This is a genomic window from Pseudomonas sp. Marseille-Q1929 (assembly GCF_017316265.1).
Taxonomy (GTDB): Bacteria; Pseudomonadota; Gammaproteobacteria; order Pseudomonadales; family Pseudomonadaceae; genus Aquipseudomonas.
Genome location: NZ_JAFLWU010000004.1, coordinates 83,804 through 102,218 on the forward strand (window position 1 = coordinate 83,804; position 18,415 = coordinate 102,218).

The 18,415-nt window shown below is 60.1% G+C and carries 14 protein-coding genes; 13 read left to right on the forward strand and 1 reads right to left on the reverse strand.

What is annotated here, in order from left to right; translation table 11 throughout:
- Position 1: 1 nt before the first annotated feature.
- The 9 genes from J1G37_RS07850 (at position 2) to J1G37_RS07890 (ending at position 9,401) form a co-directional block, all read left to right on the forward strand.
- Positions 2–403 carry a biopolymer transporter ExbD gene (locus J1G37_RS07850; protein WP_159932397.1) on the forward strand — a complete coding sequence of 134 codons (402 nt, stop codon included), beginning with the start codon at positions 2–4 and terminating at the stop codon, positions 401–403.
- Between the two features lie 208 nt (positions 404–611).
- Positions 612–3,455, forward strand: coding sequence for a DUF6543 domain-containing protein (locus J1G37_RS07855; protein ID WP_207040934.1), 2,844 nt, complete (start codon positions 612–614; stop codon positions 3,453–3,455).
- A 194-nt stretch (positions 3,456–3,649) separates the two neighbouring features.
- Positions 3,650–4,231, forward strand: a complete 582-nt coding sequence (locus J1G37_RS07860; protein ID WP_124526238.1) for an alpha/beta hydrolase — start codon at positions 3,650–3,652, stop codon at positions 4,229–4,231.
- A gap of 49 nt (positions 4,232–4,280) precedes the next feature.
- A complete protein-coding gene (locus J1G37_RS07865) occupies positions 4,281–5,201 on the forward strand; it encodes a sigma 54-interacting transcriptional regulator (RefSeq protein WP_207040936.1) in 921 nt (306 codons plus the stop codon).
- Positions 5,202–5,345: 144 nt separating this feature from the next.
- Positions 5,346–6,128, forward strand: a complete 783-nt coding sequence (locus J1G37_RS07870) for a MetQ/NlpA family ABC transporter substrate-binding protein (protein ID WP_017736875.1) — start codon at positions 5,346–5,348, stop codon at positions 6,126–6,128.
- Between the two features lie 343 nt (positions 6,129–6,471).
- Positions 6,472–7,137 carry an amino acid ABC transporter permease gene (locus J1G37_RS07875; RefSeq protein WP_017736876.1) on the forward strand — a complete coding sequence of 222 codons (666 nt, stop codon included), beginning with the start codon at positions 6,472–6,474 and terminating at the stop codon, positions 7,135–7,137.
- Complete coding sequence (locus J1G37_RS07880; protein ID WP_017736877.1) at positions 7,118–7,777, forward strand: amino acid ABC transporter permease; 660 nt, start codon at positions 7,118–7,120, stop codon at positions 7,775–7,777. Before J1G37_RS07875 ends, J1G37_RS07880 begins: the two co-directional genes overlap by 20 nt.
- Positions 7,774–8,550, forward strand: coding sequence for an amino acid ABC transporter ATP-binding protein (locus J1G37_RS07885; protein WP_207040938.1), 777 nt, complete (start codon positions 7,774–7,776; stop codon positions 8,548–8,550). The genes J1G37_RS07880 and J1G37_RS07885 overlap by 4 nt, the downstream gene beginning before the upstream one ends.
- Positions 8,547–9,401 carry a transporter substrate-binding domain-containing protein gene (locus J1G37_RS07890; protein ID WP_207040940.1) on the forward strand — a complete coding sequence of 285 codons (855 nt, stop codon included), beginning with the start codon at positions 8,547–8,549 and terminating at the stop codon, positions 9,399–9,401. Before J1G37_RS07885 ends, J1G37_RS07890 begins: the two co-directional genes overlap by 4 nt.
- 98 nt (positions 9,402–9,499) lie before the next feature.
- Here the strand turns inward: J1G37_RS07890 and J1G37_RS07895 are convergent, their stop codons facing one another.
- A complete protein-coding gene (locus J1G37_RS07895) occupies positions 9,500–10,660 on the reverse strand; it encodes an AAA family ATPase (RefSeq protein WP_207040941.1) in 1,161 nt (386 codons plus the stop codon).
- A 121-nt stretch (positions 10,661–10,781) separates the two neighbouring features.
- On the opposite strand from J1G37_RS07895, the gene J1G37_RS07900 reads away from it, so the two are divergent.
- The 4 genes from J1G37_RS07900 to J1G37_RS07915 all read left to right on the forward strand — a co-directional run bounded on the left by J1G37_RS07900 (position 10,782) and on the right by J1G37_RS07915 (position 18,401).
- Complete coding sequence (locus tag J1G37_RS07900) at positions 10,782–11,864, forward strand: efflux RND transporter periplasmic adaptor subunit (RefSeq protein ID WP_207040943.1); 1,083 nt, start codon at positions 10,782–10,784, stop codon at positions 11,862–11,864.
- Complete coding sequence (locus tag J1G37_RS07905; protein WP_207040945.1) at positions 11,861–12,931, forward strand: efflux RND transporter periplasmic adaptor subunit; 1,071 nt, start codon at positions 11,861–11,863, stop codon at positions 12,929–12,931. The genes J1G37_RS07900 and J1G37_RS07905 overlap by 4 nt, the downstream gene beginning before the upstream one ends.
- Entirely contained in the window at positions 12,928–15,987 is a 3,060-nt protein-coding gene (locus J1G37_RS07910) for an efflux RND transporter permease subunit (RefSeq protein WP_207040947.1), read from the forward strand. Before J1G37_RS07905 ends, J1G37_RS07910 begins: the two co-directional genes overlap by 4 nt.
- 215 nt (positions 15,988–16,202) lie before the next feature.
- Positions 16,203–18,401: a glycoside hydrolase gene (locus tag J1G37_RS07915; RefSeq protein WP_207040949.1), complete on the forward strand. Its 2,199-nt coding sequence runs from the start codon at positions 16,203–16,205 to the stop codon at positions 18,399–18,401.
- Positions 18,402–18,415: the final 14 nt, after the last annotated feature.

An 18,415-nucleotide genomic window follows, 5' to 3' on the forward strand; every position in this document is an offset into this window, starting at 1 on the left:
TATGGCCTTCTCCACGCAAGACAGTGATGAGGTGCTGAGCGAGATCAACGTCACGCCGCTGGTGGACGTGATGCTGGTACTGCTGGTGGTGTTTATCGTCACCGCGCCGCTGCTGACCAACGCGATCCCGATCAACCTGCCCAAGACCGAGGCCGTGGCCCCGGTGGAGCAGAAGGACCCGCTGGTGGTGAGCATCGACGGCGCCGGCAAAGTGTTTATCAACAAGGACGAAATCCAGCCGAACCTGCTGGAGTTCAACCTGCAGGCGGCCAAGGCCAAGGACCCCGATGTGCGGGTGCAACTGCAGGCTGACGATGGTGTGAACTACGGAGAAGTGGCGCGAGCCATGGCGTCTATCGAACGCGCGGGGATTACCAAGTTGTCGGTGATTACCGCTCGTTAGTTGCAACAAAGCCTCGACAATTTTTTGGCCGTCTCCTTGGCAGGGTGCGGCCTTTTTTTATTCTCGAAATGTATGTGAATATGTAGCTGAATACGGTGCTGTCTGTAAGATTTACTGTTGTTTTTTAGTGTTTCCGAGCGTGCGAATTGTCGGAAGTTTTATTATTTTTTGGAGGGGTACATAGTGATTTAATGGAAGGAAAAATTAGATGGCCATTCGGTTTCCCGTTGATCTTGTCAGTTTGTTGACCACGCCCGTCATTGAAGACAAAAAAACCAACAATCCCCCCAGTCATGAAGATGTGACCCCATCTTCTGAAGCGCCCGCTCATTCATCAACTGTCCCTCAGACATCCCTTTCGACAGTGCCCGACCAGCCGCCGTTGGGGAAAAATGACCGAATCGAGTCTTATCTGAAGTCGCATGCTTTCAGGCAAATGACACCAGAAAGCGAAATATCAAAAATCCTCGCAAGTAAAATCAATCAACGTTGGGGTTTAACTATTGATCCGGATAAAACATACCTGGTGACATTCAAGGATTCGGGGCGTACTGAAAAAGATGTTGTAGAAAAAGTGACACTGACTCAGGCAGCGTTGAAAAATCTTCAGGGGGTGCCGGTTGAAGATCATAAGAACTGGCTTCAGAAGTTCGGCCAATACGTTTCACCCCTGATATTTGCTTACAACAAAGTGGAGGAGGTGGTTGAGTCTTCGCGCGCCGAACAAGGCATCTATCATGATCCGGCATCTGCGGCGGTTCAGCCCTACAGTGAGTCCACGCGTGTCGACATACCCGTCGCCGACTTAAAAACCCTGGTTTGGGATACAGACCGGACCGAGCTATACAAAAATGCCCTCAGCACTTTTTGGGAGAAGCAATCCGACGCCTATACGACCCTGAGCCGGATGGCTTTCGTCAAGGCCATCAAGTTCCAGAGCCTGGAGGGGAGCCTGGACCCGGAGGCGGTAGACCTGGCCCAGCGTGCAATGGGGCCCTTTGCCAAGAAGCCATGGCCTGAACTGAGCGTTCAAGACTTTGAGAAGCGCACGTTGCAGGACCCGGACCTGGACATCGGCCTGGTCAGCGTAAACGGTATGAAGTCGACAGATTTGCTGTGTGTGACGGACAAGAAAACACAGCTGACATTGTTGTATGTGCCCGGCAACTCTTCGCCCCTGCACCGTTTTGATAATCCTCAGCAAATGGGGGTGTGGTTGGCCAAGCAGGCCGCCGATCCGATCAAGCGCGCTGCGCTCATGACGCACTTCTCCCTTGAGGACCAGGCAGACAAGACTTTTTCCGACGGCGTACACCAGTCCTTGCAAGGCTTGGGTGCCTGGTCCACGGCGCAGGAAGCGCAAGAGTTCAGCCCTTCCAAGATCAATGCGTGGTTGCCCGAACGATACATCAAAGTGGCTCCGTTGACCGGCGACCCGTTTCAGGAGGTCATGGCTCTGCAAAAGGCGCGGTCTTTCTCGGACGCAGACAATGCGATTGTCAGTGACAGTGATTATACAAAGGCGAAGATCACCCAAGGCGTGGAGGAAGCCGCAAAAGTGGCGCTGTTCATGACGCCATTGGCGCTTGTCATGCCGGAGGTTGCGTTAGCGGTGGATGTGTTCTACCTGGGGGCGGGTATCACCGAAACAACCATTGGCATTGACGATGTAGCCAAGGGCAAATCCACGGGAGCCGACCGTATTGTGTTTGGCGTATTGAACGCGGTACCACCCGTGGTGGCGCATGGAAGCGGCGCGCTTGCCGGGGCATTGAAACCGGAAAGCGAGGCGATTGCCCATTCAATCCCCACCGATGAAACGGCGCAGCCATTTTTCAGGGCACCACAACGGGTCAATGGTCAGATTGGCTATCCCATGAGCCCTGTTAAAGCACCGACTCTATTTAAAAGTTTTGATATGCCCATGGATGATGTGGTGGTTTCAAAATCGGCAACGTACGCGGTGGCTGTAGATGGGTATTTGGCCCCCGCGATTTATGACTTGGAGGCCGGCGCATGGCGAGGGCTCGCGTTAGACGGTACTCCGGCGGATATTTTTTATTGGCGAGAAGTCAAGGGTGAATGGAAGTCGGGTACAAAAACGCAGCTGTTGGCCAGTGCCGAGAAGAGGCTGCCGTCGGTTGAAAACAAGGTTGTAACGCTGCCTGTATTGCCGTCAGTGCCGTCGAACGCTACGGAAATACCCAAGGTAATACATTATTTTTGGGCTGGAAATGAAATGCCCGATCAACTCGTAAAAAATATAATGGAGAACGCTCGTAAAAGCCCCGGTTACAAATCCATTGTGCATGTTGATGCCAATAACCAGAGTGTTTTTTCCGCGGTGAAAGACGCCCTGGATCACAAGGTGGGTGGTCTTGAAGTGCACGACATAAAAACAGATGAAGTTTTTCGTGAGTTAAACGCTGGGGAATATGCTGAGCTGTATCAATACTTTCGATCAGGGCAAGGGCAGAATCTGGCCGCGTCGTCAGATGTCATGCGTGCGGTATTGATAAAACGCTACGGTGGTATTTATTTGGATACGGACGATGCACTCACCCATGGCGTAGGTGAAGTCTCTCTCACGGCTACACCCAACGATGTCTTGTTGAATTCTCCTGTTACCTACGCGCAGGCTGATTTTGCCGGGTTTAATACCAGCAACTTTGCGAGCCACGCGGATAACCCGGTATTTGACAAAATTCTCGAGGAGATCGATCGGCGTTTTAAAGCCAACAAAAGTTGGTTGGATGCCAATCGGCCCTTCATCGGAGAAAACCCGACTACGGCCGAGTTGGATGCATACAAGGCCTATGAGAAGAAAATTTTTGAGGTGACAGGTCCTGTCATGTTCAATGACGTCCTTAAACAAGAAAAGTATGGGCTTTTCCCTGTGCTCGACGATTTGTCTGAGGTACTGAGTGGGCGGCTGGTAGCGCCCGAGGACTACAGCCGAAAGTTGCAACAAGCACAGGAATACTACCTGCCCATGGACCGGAAATTTGGAGTCGACATCGGAGCAGAGCATTCCATGCGCCATTCTCGCTGAGTCGGCGTGCATCTTCGGGCGTTTTTGCCCCCGGAACTCAGGTGCCGGGTTCGCGCAAGCTGCACCCGTGGGTGGCGGAGCGAGTAGGGGGTATGAGTTTTTAGTTATTAATAAATAGCTTCTTATTCCTTAACGAATATAAAACCCGTCCCTATACTGTCCTACAACGTTAAACGCTGCAGGAGGGCACACCCATGCACAGCGAGTCGATTCGTTATCTGATCGTGCCGGGCTGGCAAGGATCGCCAGAAGATCATTGGCAAAGTCACTGGCAGAACAGCCTGCCCAACAGCGCCCGCGTGGAGCAGGCCGATTGGCTGACGCCGCGCCGCGAAGACTGGGTGGCTGCGCTGGCCGAGGCCATCGCCGCCGACAGCACGCCGGTGATCCTGATCGCCCATAGCCTGGGTTGCATCACCGTGGCGCATTGGGCGGCGACGGCCCCCGTGCAGTTCTTGCGGCAGGTGCGTGGCGCCTTGCTGGTGGCGCCGGCCGATGTCGAACGGCCTGCTTGCTCGCCGGCCCTGCGCAATTTCGCGCCGATTCCTACCGACCTGCTGCCGTTTCCGAGCCAGGTGGTCAGCTCCGACAACGACAGTGCCGTCAGCGCCCCACGGGCCCTGGAGTTGGCACGTCAGTGGGGTGCCGAAGCCGGCATCCTCTCGGGCGCCGGGCATATCAATGTGAAGTCCGGCCATCAGCGCTGGGAGCAGGGTTTTGCCTACCTCTATCGCCTGCAAAACCGCCTTGAGCACCACGCCCGCCGTAGTGCCTGAATATTTTTCAACGCCCCGTCCCTGAGTGGAGCCGGGGCGGGAGCCTGCCATGAGTCTGCATGAAACCTACGGCCAGCCGTTGCTGACCTTTCCCGACGCCGATAAAAGCCCGCTGAGCATCCGCGCCAAGGCGCTGGTGTTTGTCGACCCCCGTTCGCGCCAACTGCGCGAAGACCTCGAAAGCCTCGCGCCGCGCGCCTTGCCCGTGTTGATTCGCGGCGAGACCGGCAGCGGCAAGGAGTTGCTGGCGCGGCACATTCACCGTGGCAGCGATCGCGGCGGCTTGTTTGTCTCGGTCAACTGCGGCGCGATCAGCCCGACTTATGCCGATGCCGAGCTGTTCGGTTACGCCGCCGGCAGCCACAGCGGCGCGGCCAGCAGCCGAGCCGGCTGGTTTGGTTCGGCCAATGGCGGCACCTTGTACCTGGACGAGATCGGCGACTTGCCGCTGCCGATCCAGGTCAAATTGCTCGCCGCCCTGGAAAACCACGAAGTCACCCGCGTCGGCGCCCATCAGCCGAGCCCGGTGGACGTGCGCCTGGTCGCCGCCACCAGCATCGACCTGGCCCAGGCCGTGGCGGCGGGCAAGTTCCATGAGCGCCTGTTTCATTACCTGAGCGAAGGCCAGCTGGAACTGCCGGCACTGCGCGAGCGGGTGGGCGATATCTTGTCCCTGGCCGAATATTTCCTCGGTATCTACAGCCAGCGCCTGGACTTGCCGGTGCCGTTGATTAGCGATGCAGCTCAACAGGTGCTGGAACAGCACAGCTGGCCGGGCAATACCCGTGAGTTGGAGAACGTTATTCACTTTGCGTTGCTGGTGAGCAGTGGCGACGAAATCCTGCCCGAGCATTTGAATTTGCCGGTGGTGGGCTCGCCGCTGGAGCAAGTGCAGCGGATCTTCAACAGTGCCAGCCCGGCTGAGCAGGAAACCTTGCGCAACTTTCTATCTCAAAAAGCAGCTACATGAGCAAAATGGAATATCAAAGTGAATAAAAGATATTGTTCGGGAATAAAAAATCTAGGTATTGTCCGTTTCACGCCGCGATAGCACATCGCTGGCACATCACATAACAAGCGGCCGTCACCGACGCCCCGGAATTAAGGACACTGCATGAAAAAGGTTCTGTTGTTTACCGCGCTGGCGGCTGCCCTGACTGCAAGCTTCGCCCAAGCCAACGAGAAACTGGTGGTTGCCGCCACGCCGATCCCGCACGCGGAGATCCTTGAGCTGATCAAGCCGACCCTGGCCAAAGAAGGCGTGGACCTGCAGATCAAAGTCTTCACTGACTACGTACAACCTAACGTACAAGTGGCCGAGAAGCGCCTGGACGCCAACTACTTCCAGACCCTGCCGTACCTGGAAAACTTCAACAAAGGTAAAGGCACCAACCTGACCACCGTGGTCGGCGTGCACGTTGAACCGTTCGGCGCCTACTCGAAGAAGATCAAGAACATCTCCGAGCTGAAAGATGGCGCCACCGTTGCCATCCCTAACGAAGGCTCCAACAGCGGCCGCGCCCTGTTGCTGCTGCAAAAGGCGGGTGTGATCACCCTGAAAGACCCGAAAAACGCCTTGGCTACGCCGAAAGACATCGCCAGCAACCCGAAGAACCTGAAGTTCAAAGAGCTGGAATCGGCCCTGTTGCCACGCGTGCTGGACCAGGTTGACCTGGACTTGATCAACACCAACTACGCCCTGGAAGCCGGTCTGAACCCAGCGAAAGACGCGCTGTTGATCGAAGGTGCGGATTCTCCTTATGTGAACTACCTGGTGGCACGCCCGGACAACAAGGACAGCGATGCGATCCAGAAACTGTCCAAGGCCCTGACCAGCCCGGAAGTCAAAGCCTTCATCGAGAAGAAATACAGCGGCGCGGTATTGCCGGCGTTCTGATGTAGCTGAAAACCCCCTTCAAGGTTTCAACGCCGACGGCTTCTACAGCGTCGGCGTTTTTTATTGGGCCTGGAATACGGTCAAAACTGTGGGAGCTGGCTTGCCTGCGATAGCGGTGTATCAGCCAGCACATCTGTATCTGACACACCGCTATCGCAGGCAAGCCAGCTCCCACAGGGGATTTGTGTGGGTTTGCGGCAGTTAGGTTTTTGCGTGATATCAATATGCTATTTAGGTATTTAAATATTTGTTTTTATACCTTTAAAGTCTGCGCTACCCGACGTTACCCACGCCGGATCGAACCGCGCACGCCGCATTACCCCTGCGGTGTTTTGGACTGCCGATGACCTTCGATTTCGCATTTATCCTCACCACCCTGCCGGCGTTTCTGAAAGCCGTGGGGGTGACGCTGCAAGTGGGCCTGATCGCCATCGCCACCTCGCTGCTGGTGGCGCTGATCAACGCCGCGCTGCTGGTGTTTCGCACGCCGTACCTGTCGCGCCTGGTGGCGCTGTACGTGGAATTGGCGCGCAACACACCGCTGCTGATCCAACTGTTCTTCGTCTACTTCGCCCTGCCGGCCCTGGGTTTCAATATCTCCGGGTTCTGGGCGGCGATCATCACCATGACGTTCCTCGGCGGCGCCTACCTCACCGAAGTGCTGCGCGCCGGTGTGGAAGCGGTGCCGCTGGCGCAGATCGAGTCGGGCAAGTCCATCGGCTTGTCCGACTGGCAGCTGCTGCGCCATGTGATCCTGCCCCAGGCCGGCATCCTCAGCCTGCCGGCGCTGTTCGCCAACTTTATCTTCCTGCTCAAGGAAACCACCGTGGTTTCCGCCGTGGCGGTGCCGGAGATTCTCTACACCACCAAGAGCTACATCGCGCTGTACTACAAGACCTACGAAATGCTCGCCGTGCTGACGCTGATCTGTGTGCTGCTGTTCTTGCCGCTGTCGCTGCTGCTCAGCCGCCTGGAAAGGAGGCTCCAGCATGGCCAGTTCGGGTCTTGAGTTGTTATGGGTGTCGTTGCCGCAACTGGGCAAGGGCGCTGCGCAAACCCTGTCGATTTCCTTCTTGAGCATCGCCTTCAGCACCGTCGGTGGCGTGCTCTACGGCGTGCTGCGCACCTTGAATAACAAAGTGATCAACGCGGTGCTGCGGGTGTACCTGGAGCTGTTCCGTGCGATCCCGGTGCTGGTGTGGCTGTACCTGCTGTTTTTCGGCCTGCCGATTTTCTTTGGCCTGAGCATCCCGAGTTTCTGGTGCGCGGTGCTGGTGCTGTCGCTGTGGGGCGCCAGTGAAGTCGGCGAAGTGGTGCGCGGCGCGTTGCATTCGCTGCCCCGGGGCCAGCGTGAGGCGGGCTTGTCGATTGGCCTGTCCGACCCGCAATTGTACGGCTACGTGCTGCTGCCCCAGGCGCTCAAGCGCATGACGCCGCCGACCATCAACGTCTACACGCGCATCATCAAGACCAGCTCCCTGGCGGTGCTGATCGGTGTGGTGGACGTGATCAAGGTCGGCCAGCAAATCATCGAACGCACCTACGAATCCGTGTTGATTTACGGCGTGCTGTTCCTGTTTTTCTTCTTTATCTGCTACCCGTTGTCGGCCGCCTCCAAGGTGCTGGAACGGCGCTGGGCCCAAGCATGAGTGCATTGATCGAGTTCCAGGGTTTCAATAAATATTTCGGCGAAGCGCAGGTGCTCAAGGGCATCGACCTGCGCGTGCAAAGCGGCGAAGTGGTGGTGATCCTCGGCCCCAGCGGCTGTGGCAAAAGCACCTTGCTGCGCTGCCTGAACGGGCTGGAAGTCGCCCACAGCGGCAGCCTGCGTTTCGCCGGTAAAGAGTTGCTGGATAAACACACCGACTGGCGCCAAGTGCGCCAGGACATCGGCATGGTGTTCCAGAGCTACCACCTGTTTCCGCACATGAGCGTGCTCGACAACATCCTGCTCGGCCCGCTGAAAGTGCAAAAACGCGAACCCCGCGAAGCCCGCGAGCAAGCCGAAAAACTCCTGGAGCGCGTCGGTCTGGCCGACAAGCGCGACGCCTTCCCGCGCCAGCTCTCGGGCGGGCAACAGCAACGCATTGCCATCGTCCGGTCGTTGTGCATGAACCCGCAAGTCATGCTGTTTGACGAAGTCACCGCCGCCCTCGACCCGGAAATGGTCAAGGAAGTGCTGGAAGTGATCCAGGGCCTGGCCCGCGATGGCATGACCCTGCTGATCGTCACCCACGAAATGGCCTTCGCCCGCGCCGTCGCCGACCGCGTGGTGTTTATGGAGGCCGGTCGCATCCTCGAACACAACACCCCCGAGGCATTCTTTACGAACCCGCAGACCGCACGCGCGCAGCAGTTCCTGGAGAAGTTCTCCTTTGTCTCAACACTGCCGAAGAAAACCAAGGAACTGGAGCTGCTATGAAAAAACTACTGCTGCCACTGTTGGCCGTCGCTGTATTGGCCGGCTGCGATAAAAAGGCCGAAGAGCCTGCCAAACCCGTCGCCGCTGCGGCGAGCTACATCGATAAGATCAAGGCGCGCGACAAGCTGATCGTCGGCGTGTTCACCGACAAGCCGCCGTTCGGCTTTGTGAACGAAGCCGGGCGCTACGTCGGCTTCGATACCGACATCGGTCGCCAATTCGCCAAGGACCTGCTGGGCGATGAAAACAAAGTCGAATTCGTCGCCGTCGAGCCGGCCAGCCGCATTCCGTTCCTGCAAAGCGACAAGGTTGATCTGATCCTCGCCAACATGACCGTGACGCCAGAGCGCAAGGAAGCGGTGGACTTTACCAACCCCAACCTGAAAGTCGCGGTGCAGGCCCTGGTGCCCAACGACAGCGTGGTGAAAAGCCTGGATGACCTGGCGACGCGCACCACCATCGTCACCACCGGCACCACCGCCGATATCTGGCTGACCAAAAACCATCCGGACTGGAAACTGCTCAAGTTCGAGAAAAACTCCGAGTCGCTGCAAGCGCTGTCGGCGGGCCGTGGTGATGCTTATGCGCAAGACAACCTGGTGCTGTTCAGCTGGGCCAAGCAGAACCCGGGCTACCGCGTGCTGGAAGAGAAACTCGGTGATGAAGCACCGATTGCGCCAGCGGTGAAGAAGGGCAATATCGAACTGCGTGACTGGGTGAATGCCGAGTTGGCGAAGTTGGGTGAGGAGAAGTTCCTGCTCAAGCTGTATGACCAATATGTGCGTAAAGAGCTGAGCGATGACACCAAGCCTGAGAGTGTGATTGTTGAAGGCGGTAAGTGGCAGGGCTGAAATAGCCATCGCAGGCAAGCCAGCTCCCACATTTGAAGGTATTCACAGTTCAAATGTGGGAGCGGGCTTGCCCGCGATGAGGCCCTCCCAGTCACCCACTATTGCGGCCAATGCCACGCCGGCGCATCCAAAATCCCCTGTCCCACAATCCGCGTCTCCCCCAACACCTTCTCCAGCACAATTGAATTGCACCCTTCATCCTGCTGCAACGCCGCAATCAAGCGGCTGGCATGGGACACCACCCACACCTGGCACTGCCGGGACACCTGGATAATCAAGCGCGCTAACGCCGGCAGCAGATCCGGATGCAGGCTGGTTTCTGGCTCGTTCAACACCATCATGGTCGGTGGCCGTGGCGTCAATAGCGCCGCGATCAGCAGCAGGTAGCGCAAGGTGCCGTCCGATAACTCCGCTGCCGACAATGGCCGCAGCAAGCCTTCCTGGTAGAACTCAAGGGCAAAACGCCCGCCCGCCAATGGCTCGATATTCAAGCGCGCGCCGGGGAACGCGTCGCTTACCGCTCGCTGCAAAGCCTCGTGGTCGCCGATTTCGCGAATGGTCTGCAACGCTGCCGCCAGATCGCGTCCGTCGTGGTGCAGCACCGGCGTGCGCGTGCCCAGTTGTGGCTGGCGCGCCGGGGCATCGACATCGCTGCGAAAGTGATCGTAAAAACGCCAACCGCGGATGTTTTCCCGCAGGATCAGTACCTCCGGCGAGCCACGCAGGCTGCCGACCTGATCGAACAGGCTGTGGTAGGTCGGTGTGTGTTGGGCCAGCACATCCCAGGCGCGGCCCTCCCGGGCGCGTACCATGGGGCCGGAGCGCTGCACCAGCAGGCTGGCCGGGCGATAGAGGTGGCCGGCCCAGATGCATTCCTTTTTGATCTCGGGGTCCAGGTAAAAGTAGCTGATACCCGGTGAAGGCAGCCCCATGGAGATGGCGTAGCTGAAGTCTTCGCCGGCGAACCCGAGCCGCAGGCGTTTGGCGCTGTTGCGCGTTGTGGCTTGTATCGGCACCTCGCCCTCACGCATGCGCTTGCTGATAGTCTCTGGCCCGGCCCAGAAGGTCGAATCCAGGCCGCCCTCACGGGCCAGCGCATTGATCACCCCGCCCTGGGCGGTTTCGGCGAGCAGGCGCAAGGCGCGGTACAAGTTGGACTTGCCGCTGCCATTGGGGCCGGTGATCAGGTTCAGCCGGTCCAGGGGCACGACCAATTGGTTGATCGAGCGGTAATTGGCCACCGCGAGGGTCTTGAGCATGGGCATTCAATCGGTGTGGGAACCCTCGGAGTATGGGAGCCTGCATGCAGATAAGGAACCCTGAACTAAGCTCACAGTCGCATACACACTTGGTATATCGCATCGCGCAAAAGGAGCCTGCATGGGCGGTCGTATTTGCACCTGTATTTTCGGACTTGGCCTACTGGCGCTGCTCAGCGGTTGTGGCCAGGAAAAGGCCGAGCCCAAGCAGCATTCACGGGTCTTTGTGCAGACCGTGCAACCGGCGGATTTCGCCGCGGCGGTGACCCTCACCGGCGACATCCAGGCCCGCGTGCAAACCGACCTGTCCTTTCGCGTCGGCGGCAAGATCATCCAGCGCATGGTCGATGTGGGTGACCGCGTCAGCGCCAAGCAAGTGCTGGCCAAGCTCGATCCCAAGGATTTGCAGACCAATGTCGATTCCGCCCTGGCCCAGGTCGTGGCCGAACAGGCACGGGTCAAGCAAACGGCGGCGGCCTTTGTGCGCCAGGAAAAACTCCTGCCCAAGGGCTACACCAGCCGCAGCGAATACGACGCCGCCCAGGCCGCACTGCGCAGCAGCCAAAGCGCCCTGGCCGCTGCCCAGGCGCAATTGGCCAACGCCCGCGAGCAACTCGGCTACACGGCGCTGATCGCCGAAGCCCCCGGTGTGATTACTGCGCGCCAGGCCGAAGTGGGCCAGGTGGTGCAGGCCACCGTGCCGATCTTCAGCCTGGCCCAGGATGGCGAACGCGATGCGGTGTTCAACGTTTACGAGTCGCTGCTGGTGGAGCCACCGCCCGACGCGCCGATTACCGTGAGCCTGCTGGATAACCCCAGCATCAAGGCCCAAGGCAAGGTCCGCGAAGTCACCCCGGCCGTGGCTGCCAACACCGGCACCGTGCAGGTGAAGATTGCCCTGGAGGCGTTGCCCAAGGGCATGCGACTGGGCTCGGTGGTCAGCGCCACCGCCAATGGCCCGGCCAAGCCGAGCATCGAGCTGCCCTGGTCGGCCCTGACCAAAGACCTCAACGAGCCCGCCGTGTGGTTGATCGACGGCGACGGCAAGGCGCAGCTGCACAAGGTCAGCGTGGCGCGTTACCTCACCGGTAAAGTCATCATCAGCGAGGGCCTCAAGGGCGGCGAAAAAGTCGTGGTGGCCGGTGGGCAATTGCTCCACCCCGGCATGCTGGTCGAGATTGCCCAACCAGGAGCCCAGCCATGAAGCGCCTGACGGTTTTGCTCACTGCCAGCCTGTTGCTCGCGGCGTGCTCCAAGGAAGAGGCGCCGCCCGAACAAGTGCGCCCGGTGTTGTCCATGGAAGTGAAAGCGGAGGACCAGGCCAATCTCGGCCGCTTCGCCGGCACGATCCAGGCGCGCTATGAAAGCAACCTGGGTTTCCGCGTGCCCGGGCGTATCGCCCGGCGTGCGGTGGATGTGGGCGCCGAAGTGGAGCAGGGCGCCTTGCTCGCGGTGCTCGACCCCACCGACCAGCAAAACCAGCTGCGCGCGGCCCAGGGCGACCTGGCCAAGGTCCAGGCGCAATTCATCAACGCCCAGGCCAACGCGCGCCGCCAGCAGGAACTGTTCAACCGTGGCGTCGGCGCCCAGGCCCAGCTGGACATTGCCCAGACCGACCTGAAAACCACCCAGGCGTCCCTGGACCAGGCCCAGGCGGCGGTCAACCAGGCCAAGGACCAGCTCAACTACGCCGAACTGCGCACCGACCACGCCGGCATCGTCACCGCCTGGAATGCCGAAGCCGGCCAGGTGGTCAGCGCCGGCCAGCAAGTGGTGACCCTGGCCCGCCCGGACATCAAGGAAGCGGTGATCGACCTGCCGGCCGGCCTGGCCGAGCGGCTGCCCCCTGACGTGGTGTTCCTGGTCGCCGGGCAACTCGACCCGAGCGTGCACACTACCGCCATCGTGCGCGAGATCGAACCCCAGGCGCAAAGCGCCACACGCACCCGTCGTGCGCGCCTGACCTTGGCCGAGACGCCGCCTGCGTTCCGCCTGGGCACGGCGATCAGCGTGACCTTGAGCACCGCCATCGCGCCACGCATCGAAGTACCCCTGAGCGCGTTGCAGGAGTTCGATGGCAAGACCCGCATCTGGCTGCTCGACACCCAAAGCCGCACCGTGCAACCGCGTGACATCACCGTCATCAGCCGTGATGCCAGCAGCGCCGTGCTCAACGGCGGCGTCAAACCCGGCGAGCGCATCGTCACCGCCGGCGTGAACAGCCTGAAACCCGGGCAGACAGTCAAAATCGACGAGGACAGCCCGCGATGAAAGGCAGCTTCAACTTATCCGACTGGGCCCTCAAGCATCAGTCCTTCGTCTGGTACCTGATGTTCGTCGCGCTGCTGATGGGCGTGTTTTCCTACATGAACCTGGGCCGCGAGGAAGATCCGTCCTTCACCATCAAGACCATGGTGATCCAGACCCGCTGGCCCGGTGCGACCCAGGAAGAAACCCTCAAGCAGGTCACCGACCGCATCGAGAAAAAACTCGAAGAGCTGGACTCCCTCGACTACGTGAAAAGCTACACCCGGCCCGGTGAGTCCACGGTGTTTGTGTTCTTGAAGGACACCACCAGCGCCAAGGACATCCCCCACATCTGGTACCTGGTGCACAAGAAGATCGACGATATTCGCGGCAGCTTCCCCCAGGGGTTGCAGGGGCCGTCGTTCAACGATGAGTTCGGTGACGTGTTTGGCTCGGTGTACGCCTTTACCGGCGACGGCCTGTCGATGCGCCAGTTGCGCGACTACGTGGAGCAGGTGCGCGCCGAGATCCGCTCGGTGCCGGGGCTGGGCAAGGTCGAGATGATCGGCCAGCAGGATGAAGTGATTTACCTGAACTTCTCCACGCGCAAACTGGCCGCGCTGGGCATTGATCAGCGCCAGGTCGTGCAAAGCCTGCAATCGCAGAACGCGGTGACGCCCGCCGGGGTGATCGAGGCCGGGCCGGAGCGGATTTCGGTGCGCACGTCCGGGCAGTTCGCCTCGGAAAAAGACCTGGCCGACGTCAACCTGCGGCTCAATGACCGTTTCTATCGGCTGGCAGACATCGCCGAGATCAGCCGTGGCTACGTCGACCCGGCGCGGCCGATGTTCCGTTTCAACGGCACGCCGGCGATTGGCTTGGCCATTGCCATGCAGAAGGGCGGCAATATCCAGGCGTTCGGCAAGGCCCTGCATGAGCGCATGGACGAGCTGACCGCCGACCTGCCGGTGGGCGTTGGCGTGCACAAGGTGTCCGACCAGGCGGAAGTGGTGGAAGAGGCCGTCGGCGGCTTCACCAGCGCGCTGTTTGAAGCGGTGATCATCGTGCTGGTGGTGAGCTTTATCAGCCTCGGCCTGCGTGCCGGGCTGGTGGTGGCGTGCTCGATCCCGCTGGTGCTGGCGCTGGTATTCGTGTTCATGGAATACAGCGGCATCACCATGCAGCGCGTGTCGCTGGGCGCGTTGATCATCGCCCTCGGCCTGTTGGTGGACGACGCCATGATCACCGTGGAGATGATGATCACGCGCCTGGAAAAAGGCGAAACCAAGGAACAGGCGGCGACCTACGCCTATACCTCCACAGCGTTCCCGATGCTCACCGGCACCTTGGTCACGGTCGCCGGCTTCGTGCCGATTGGCCTCAACGCCAGCTCGGCGGGCGAATACACCTTCACCCTGTTCGCCGTGATTGCCGTGGCGATGCTGGTGTCGTGGGTGGTGGCCGTGCTCTTTGCGCCGGTGATTGGCGTGCATATCCTCAGCGCCAAGGTCAAACCCCACGATGCGGAGCCTGGGCGGGTCGGTCGTGCGTTCAACGGCGGCATGCTCTGGGCCATGCGCAACCGCTGGTGGGCCATCGGCATTACCGTGGCGTTGTTTGTGGCGTCGGTGTTCTCGATGCAGTTCGTGCAGAACCAGTTCTTCCCGTCGTCGGACCGCCCGGAAATCCTCGTCGACCTGAACCTGCCACAAAACGCCTCGATCAACGAGACGCGCAAGGCCGTCGACCGCCTCGAAGCGATCATCAAGGACGACCCGGACATCGCGCGCTGGAGCACCTACATCGGCCAGGGCGCGATCCGTTTCTACCTGCCGCTGGACCAGCAACTGGAAAACCCCTACTACGCACAGCTGGTGATCGTCAGCAAAGGCCTGGAAGAACGCGGCGAGTTGATCAAGCGCCTGCAAAAGCGCCTGCGCGATGACTTCGTCGGCATCGGCAGCTATGTGCAGCCGCTGGAAATGGGCCCGCCGGTGGGGCGGCCGATCCAGTACCGGGTGTCCGGCAAGGACATCGACCAGGTGCGCAAACATGCCATCGAACTGGCCACGTTGCTCGACCAGAACACTCACCTGGGCGAGATCATCTACGACTGGAACGAGCCCGGTAAAGTGCTGCGGGTGGACATCGCCCAGGACAAGGCGCGGCAACTGGGGTTGTCGTCGGAAGACGTCGCGCAGTTGATGAACAGTGTGGTCAGCGGCGCCTCGGTGACCCAGGTGCATGACGATATCTACCTGATCAACGTGGTCGGCCGCGCCGAAGACGCCGAGCGCGGCACGCCGGAAACCTTGCAGAACTTGCAGATTGTCACGCCCAACGGCACGTCGATCCCGCTGCTGGCGTTTGCCACGGTGCGTTATGAGCTGGAGCAGCCGCTGGTCTGGCGTCGTGACCGCAAGCCGACCATCACCATCAAGGCGTCGGTGCGCGATGAGATGCAGCCGACGGATCTGGTGAAACAGCTGGCCCCGACTATCGACAAATTCAACGCCGATTTGCCGGTGGGCTACAAGGTCGCCACCGGCGGCACCGTGGAAGAAAGCGGCAAGGCCCAGGGCCCGATTGCCAGCGTGGTGCCGCTGATGCTGTTCCTGATGGCGACGTTCCTGATGATCCAGCTGCACAGCGTGCAGAAGATGTTCCTGGTGGCCAGCGTCGCGCCGCTGGGGCTGATCGGCGTGGTCCTGGCGCTGATTCCCACGGGCACGCCCATGGGCTTTGTGGCGATCCTTGGCATCCTCGCGCTGATCGGCATCATCATCCGCAACTCGGTGATCCTGGTGACGCAGATCGACGAGTACGAAGTGGCCGGTTATTCACCGTGGGATGCGGTGGTGCAAGCCACCGAGCACCGCCGACGACCGATCCTGCTGACGGCGGCAGCGGCGAGCCTGGGCATGATCCCCATCGCCCGCGAAGTGTTCTGGGGGCCGATGGCGTACGCGATGATTGGCGGGATCATCATTGCCACGTTGTTGACGTTGTTGTTCCTGCCGGCGCTGTATGTGGCTTGGTACAAGATCCGCGAACCAAAGGCTGAGCAACAGGCCGAATGAGGTTAGAAAATGTGGGAGCGGGCTTGCCCGCGATAGCAGTCTGTCAGTCAACAATTTAGTGGCTGACCCACCGCAATCGCGGGCAAGCCCGCTCCCACAGTTGGATCTCCACAGGGCTGAGGGGCTGTGGGAAACCTCCTGAAATATCTATCACTGCCATGTCAGGCAGCGCAGTGTTCTACCCTCCCGACCTCCACCCCACCCGGTCGAACGCTATGAACTGGCATCGTCATTTCTTACTGCTCTGCACATTCCTCATCTCCCCGCTCGCCCTGGCCAGCACCGTCCTCGAAAACCCGCTGTGGCGCGTCGAACTCGACCCCGCCACCCTCGCCATCCGCGTTACGCCCAACGGCCAGGCGCCAGTGCAGGCCTCCAGCGGCGTTGCCGCACGCGCCGTCAGCCAGCTCGCGCAGGACGCCCAGCAAGCCAGTTGGCAGTGGGGCGCCTTGCGCGTGACGGCAAGCCTTGCGCAACGTGACCTGACATTCGCCATCACCGCGCGCGAACCGGGTGAATTACCGATCCTTCAACAACCCGCCAGCGCCTTTGGCAAGGGCTTGATCTGGCCGTTGGCCGAAGGGCATTACGTGCCCGCCGACAATGCCGTGTGGAAAGCCTTTCTACTCGATCAGGGCGACATCAACACCACCCAGGATCTCAGCCTGCCGTTGTGGGGCATGGACCACGGCCGCTTCACCTTGAACTGGTTGCTGACCAACCCCCACAACAACCACTTGCATTGGCAGGCGGACCAGGCGTTGTCGGTGACCCATGAGTTCACCGCACTTGATCCCGCCGCGCCCATGACCCTGTTGCTGCATTTGGGCGATGCCGACCCCTTGGCCGGTGCCAAACGCTATCGCCAGTGGCTGGTTGAGCAGGGCCGTTATGAGCCGCTTGTGGATAAGTTGCAGCAGACACCCGAGGGCGGGAAATTGCTGGGGGCCAGCCACGTTTATCTGTGGGGCAATGATCTGTTGGCTGCGCAAGATGTGCAGGACTGGCCGCTGCTGCTCAAGCGGCTGCGCACCCATGAACTCAAGGGTCTGCTGGACAAGGAAGCGACAAACGTCTTGGCCCAGGCCACGCCGCTCAATCGCTACGAACAGACGGTGTTGCTGCGTGGGCTCAACGCAGCGATCAACAAAAAAGCCCGGCAGAGCTGGCAGGTGGACGAGCCCGACATGACGCGCCTCGCTGCACGCTATGGCGAGCTGCGCAGTGAATTGGCCGGCACATTTGCCGGAGCGCTGCGTGACACCCCTGGCACGTGGGGCAACCAAACGATTCAAGCGTTGAGCCGTGCAGGTCTGCCACGTTTGCTGGTGACCCTGGGCGAAGGCTGGGAAGGCGGCCTCTGGCACCCCGAGGCGATTCGCACCGGAGTGGACGCCGGTTTCCTGATGGCGCCCTACGATTCCTATGAGACCGCCTTGTCCGCCAGCGAAAACCCCGACTGGACCACCGCCCATCTTGGCACTCGGGCCTATCGTGACTGCGCGATTGTGTTGCAAACCGGCAAGCTGAAAACCGGCTTCCAGCAATCGGGCCACTACACCGACCCACGTTGTGTGCGGCCCTTGTTGGAGGCGCGGGTACAGGCGGTGCAAGCCAAGGCCGGCTTCAACGCCTGGTTCCTCGACGCCTACGCCACAGGCATGGTCTTCGACAGCTACCGCGACGGCGCCCCCATGAGCCAGGCGCAAAATGCCGAAGGCAATATCGATGCGTCACGTTGGCTCAACACCGCACGCCAGTTGCCGGCCGGTTCCGAAGACGGTAATGCAATCACTGCCCAGGGCATCCTGTTCGCCCACGGCATGCAGACGCCGGTGATTGGCTGGGGGGATAAAGCGATGACCCAGGACAAGCAATCACCGTATTACGTGGGCAACTGGTACCCGCCGGAGCAGCCTGCGGTGTTCTTCAAGCCGGTGCCGTTGAACGAGCCGTTTCGCACGATCCATTTCGAGCCAAGCATGCGTTTGCCGCTGTATCAGGCGGTGTTCCATGGTTCGGTGATCACCACCCATCACTGGCTGTTCGACAGCCTCAAGCTGAGCAATGTGCGGGTCCAGAATGAGCTGGCGCAGTTGCTCTACAACGTGCCGCCGCTGTATCACTTGAGCGCGTCTACACTCAAACAGCGTTTGCCGGGGATACAGCGCCAGGATCAATTCTTCCGCCCCTTGCATCAGCGGCTGGCGACTCAGGTCATGACTGACTTTCGCTGGCTGACGGATGATCGGCAGGTGCAACAGACCACGTTTGCCGAGGGTACTCGACTGGTCGCCAACTTCTCTGCGCAGTCCCGTGAGATCGATGGCGTCACGTTCGAGGGATACAGCATTACCGCGTTCGAGGCAGGCGACCACACAACGCAGTATCGCGCCGGCACCCCTCTGCAGTGAGTGAGGCCACCTTT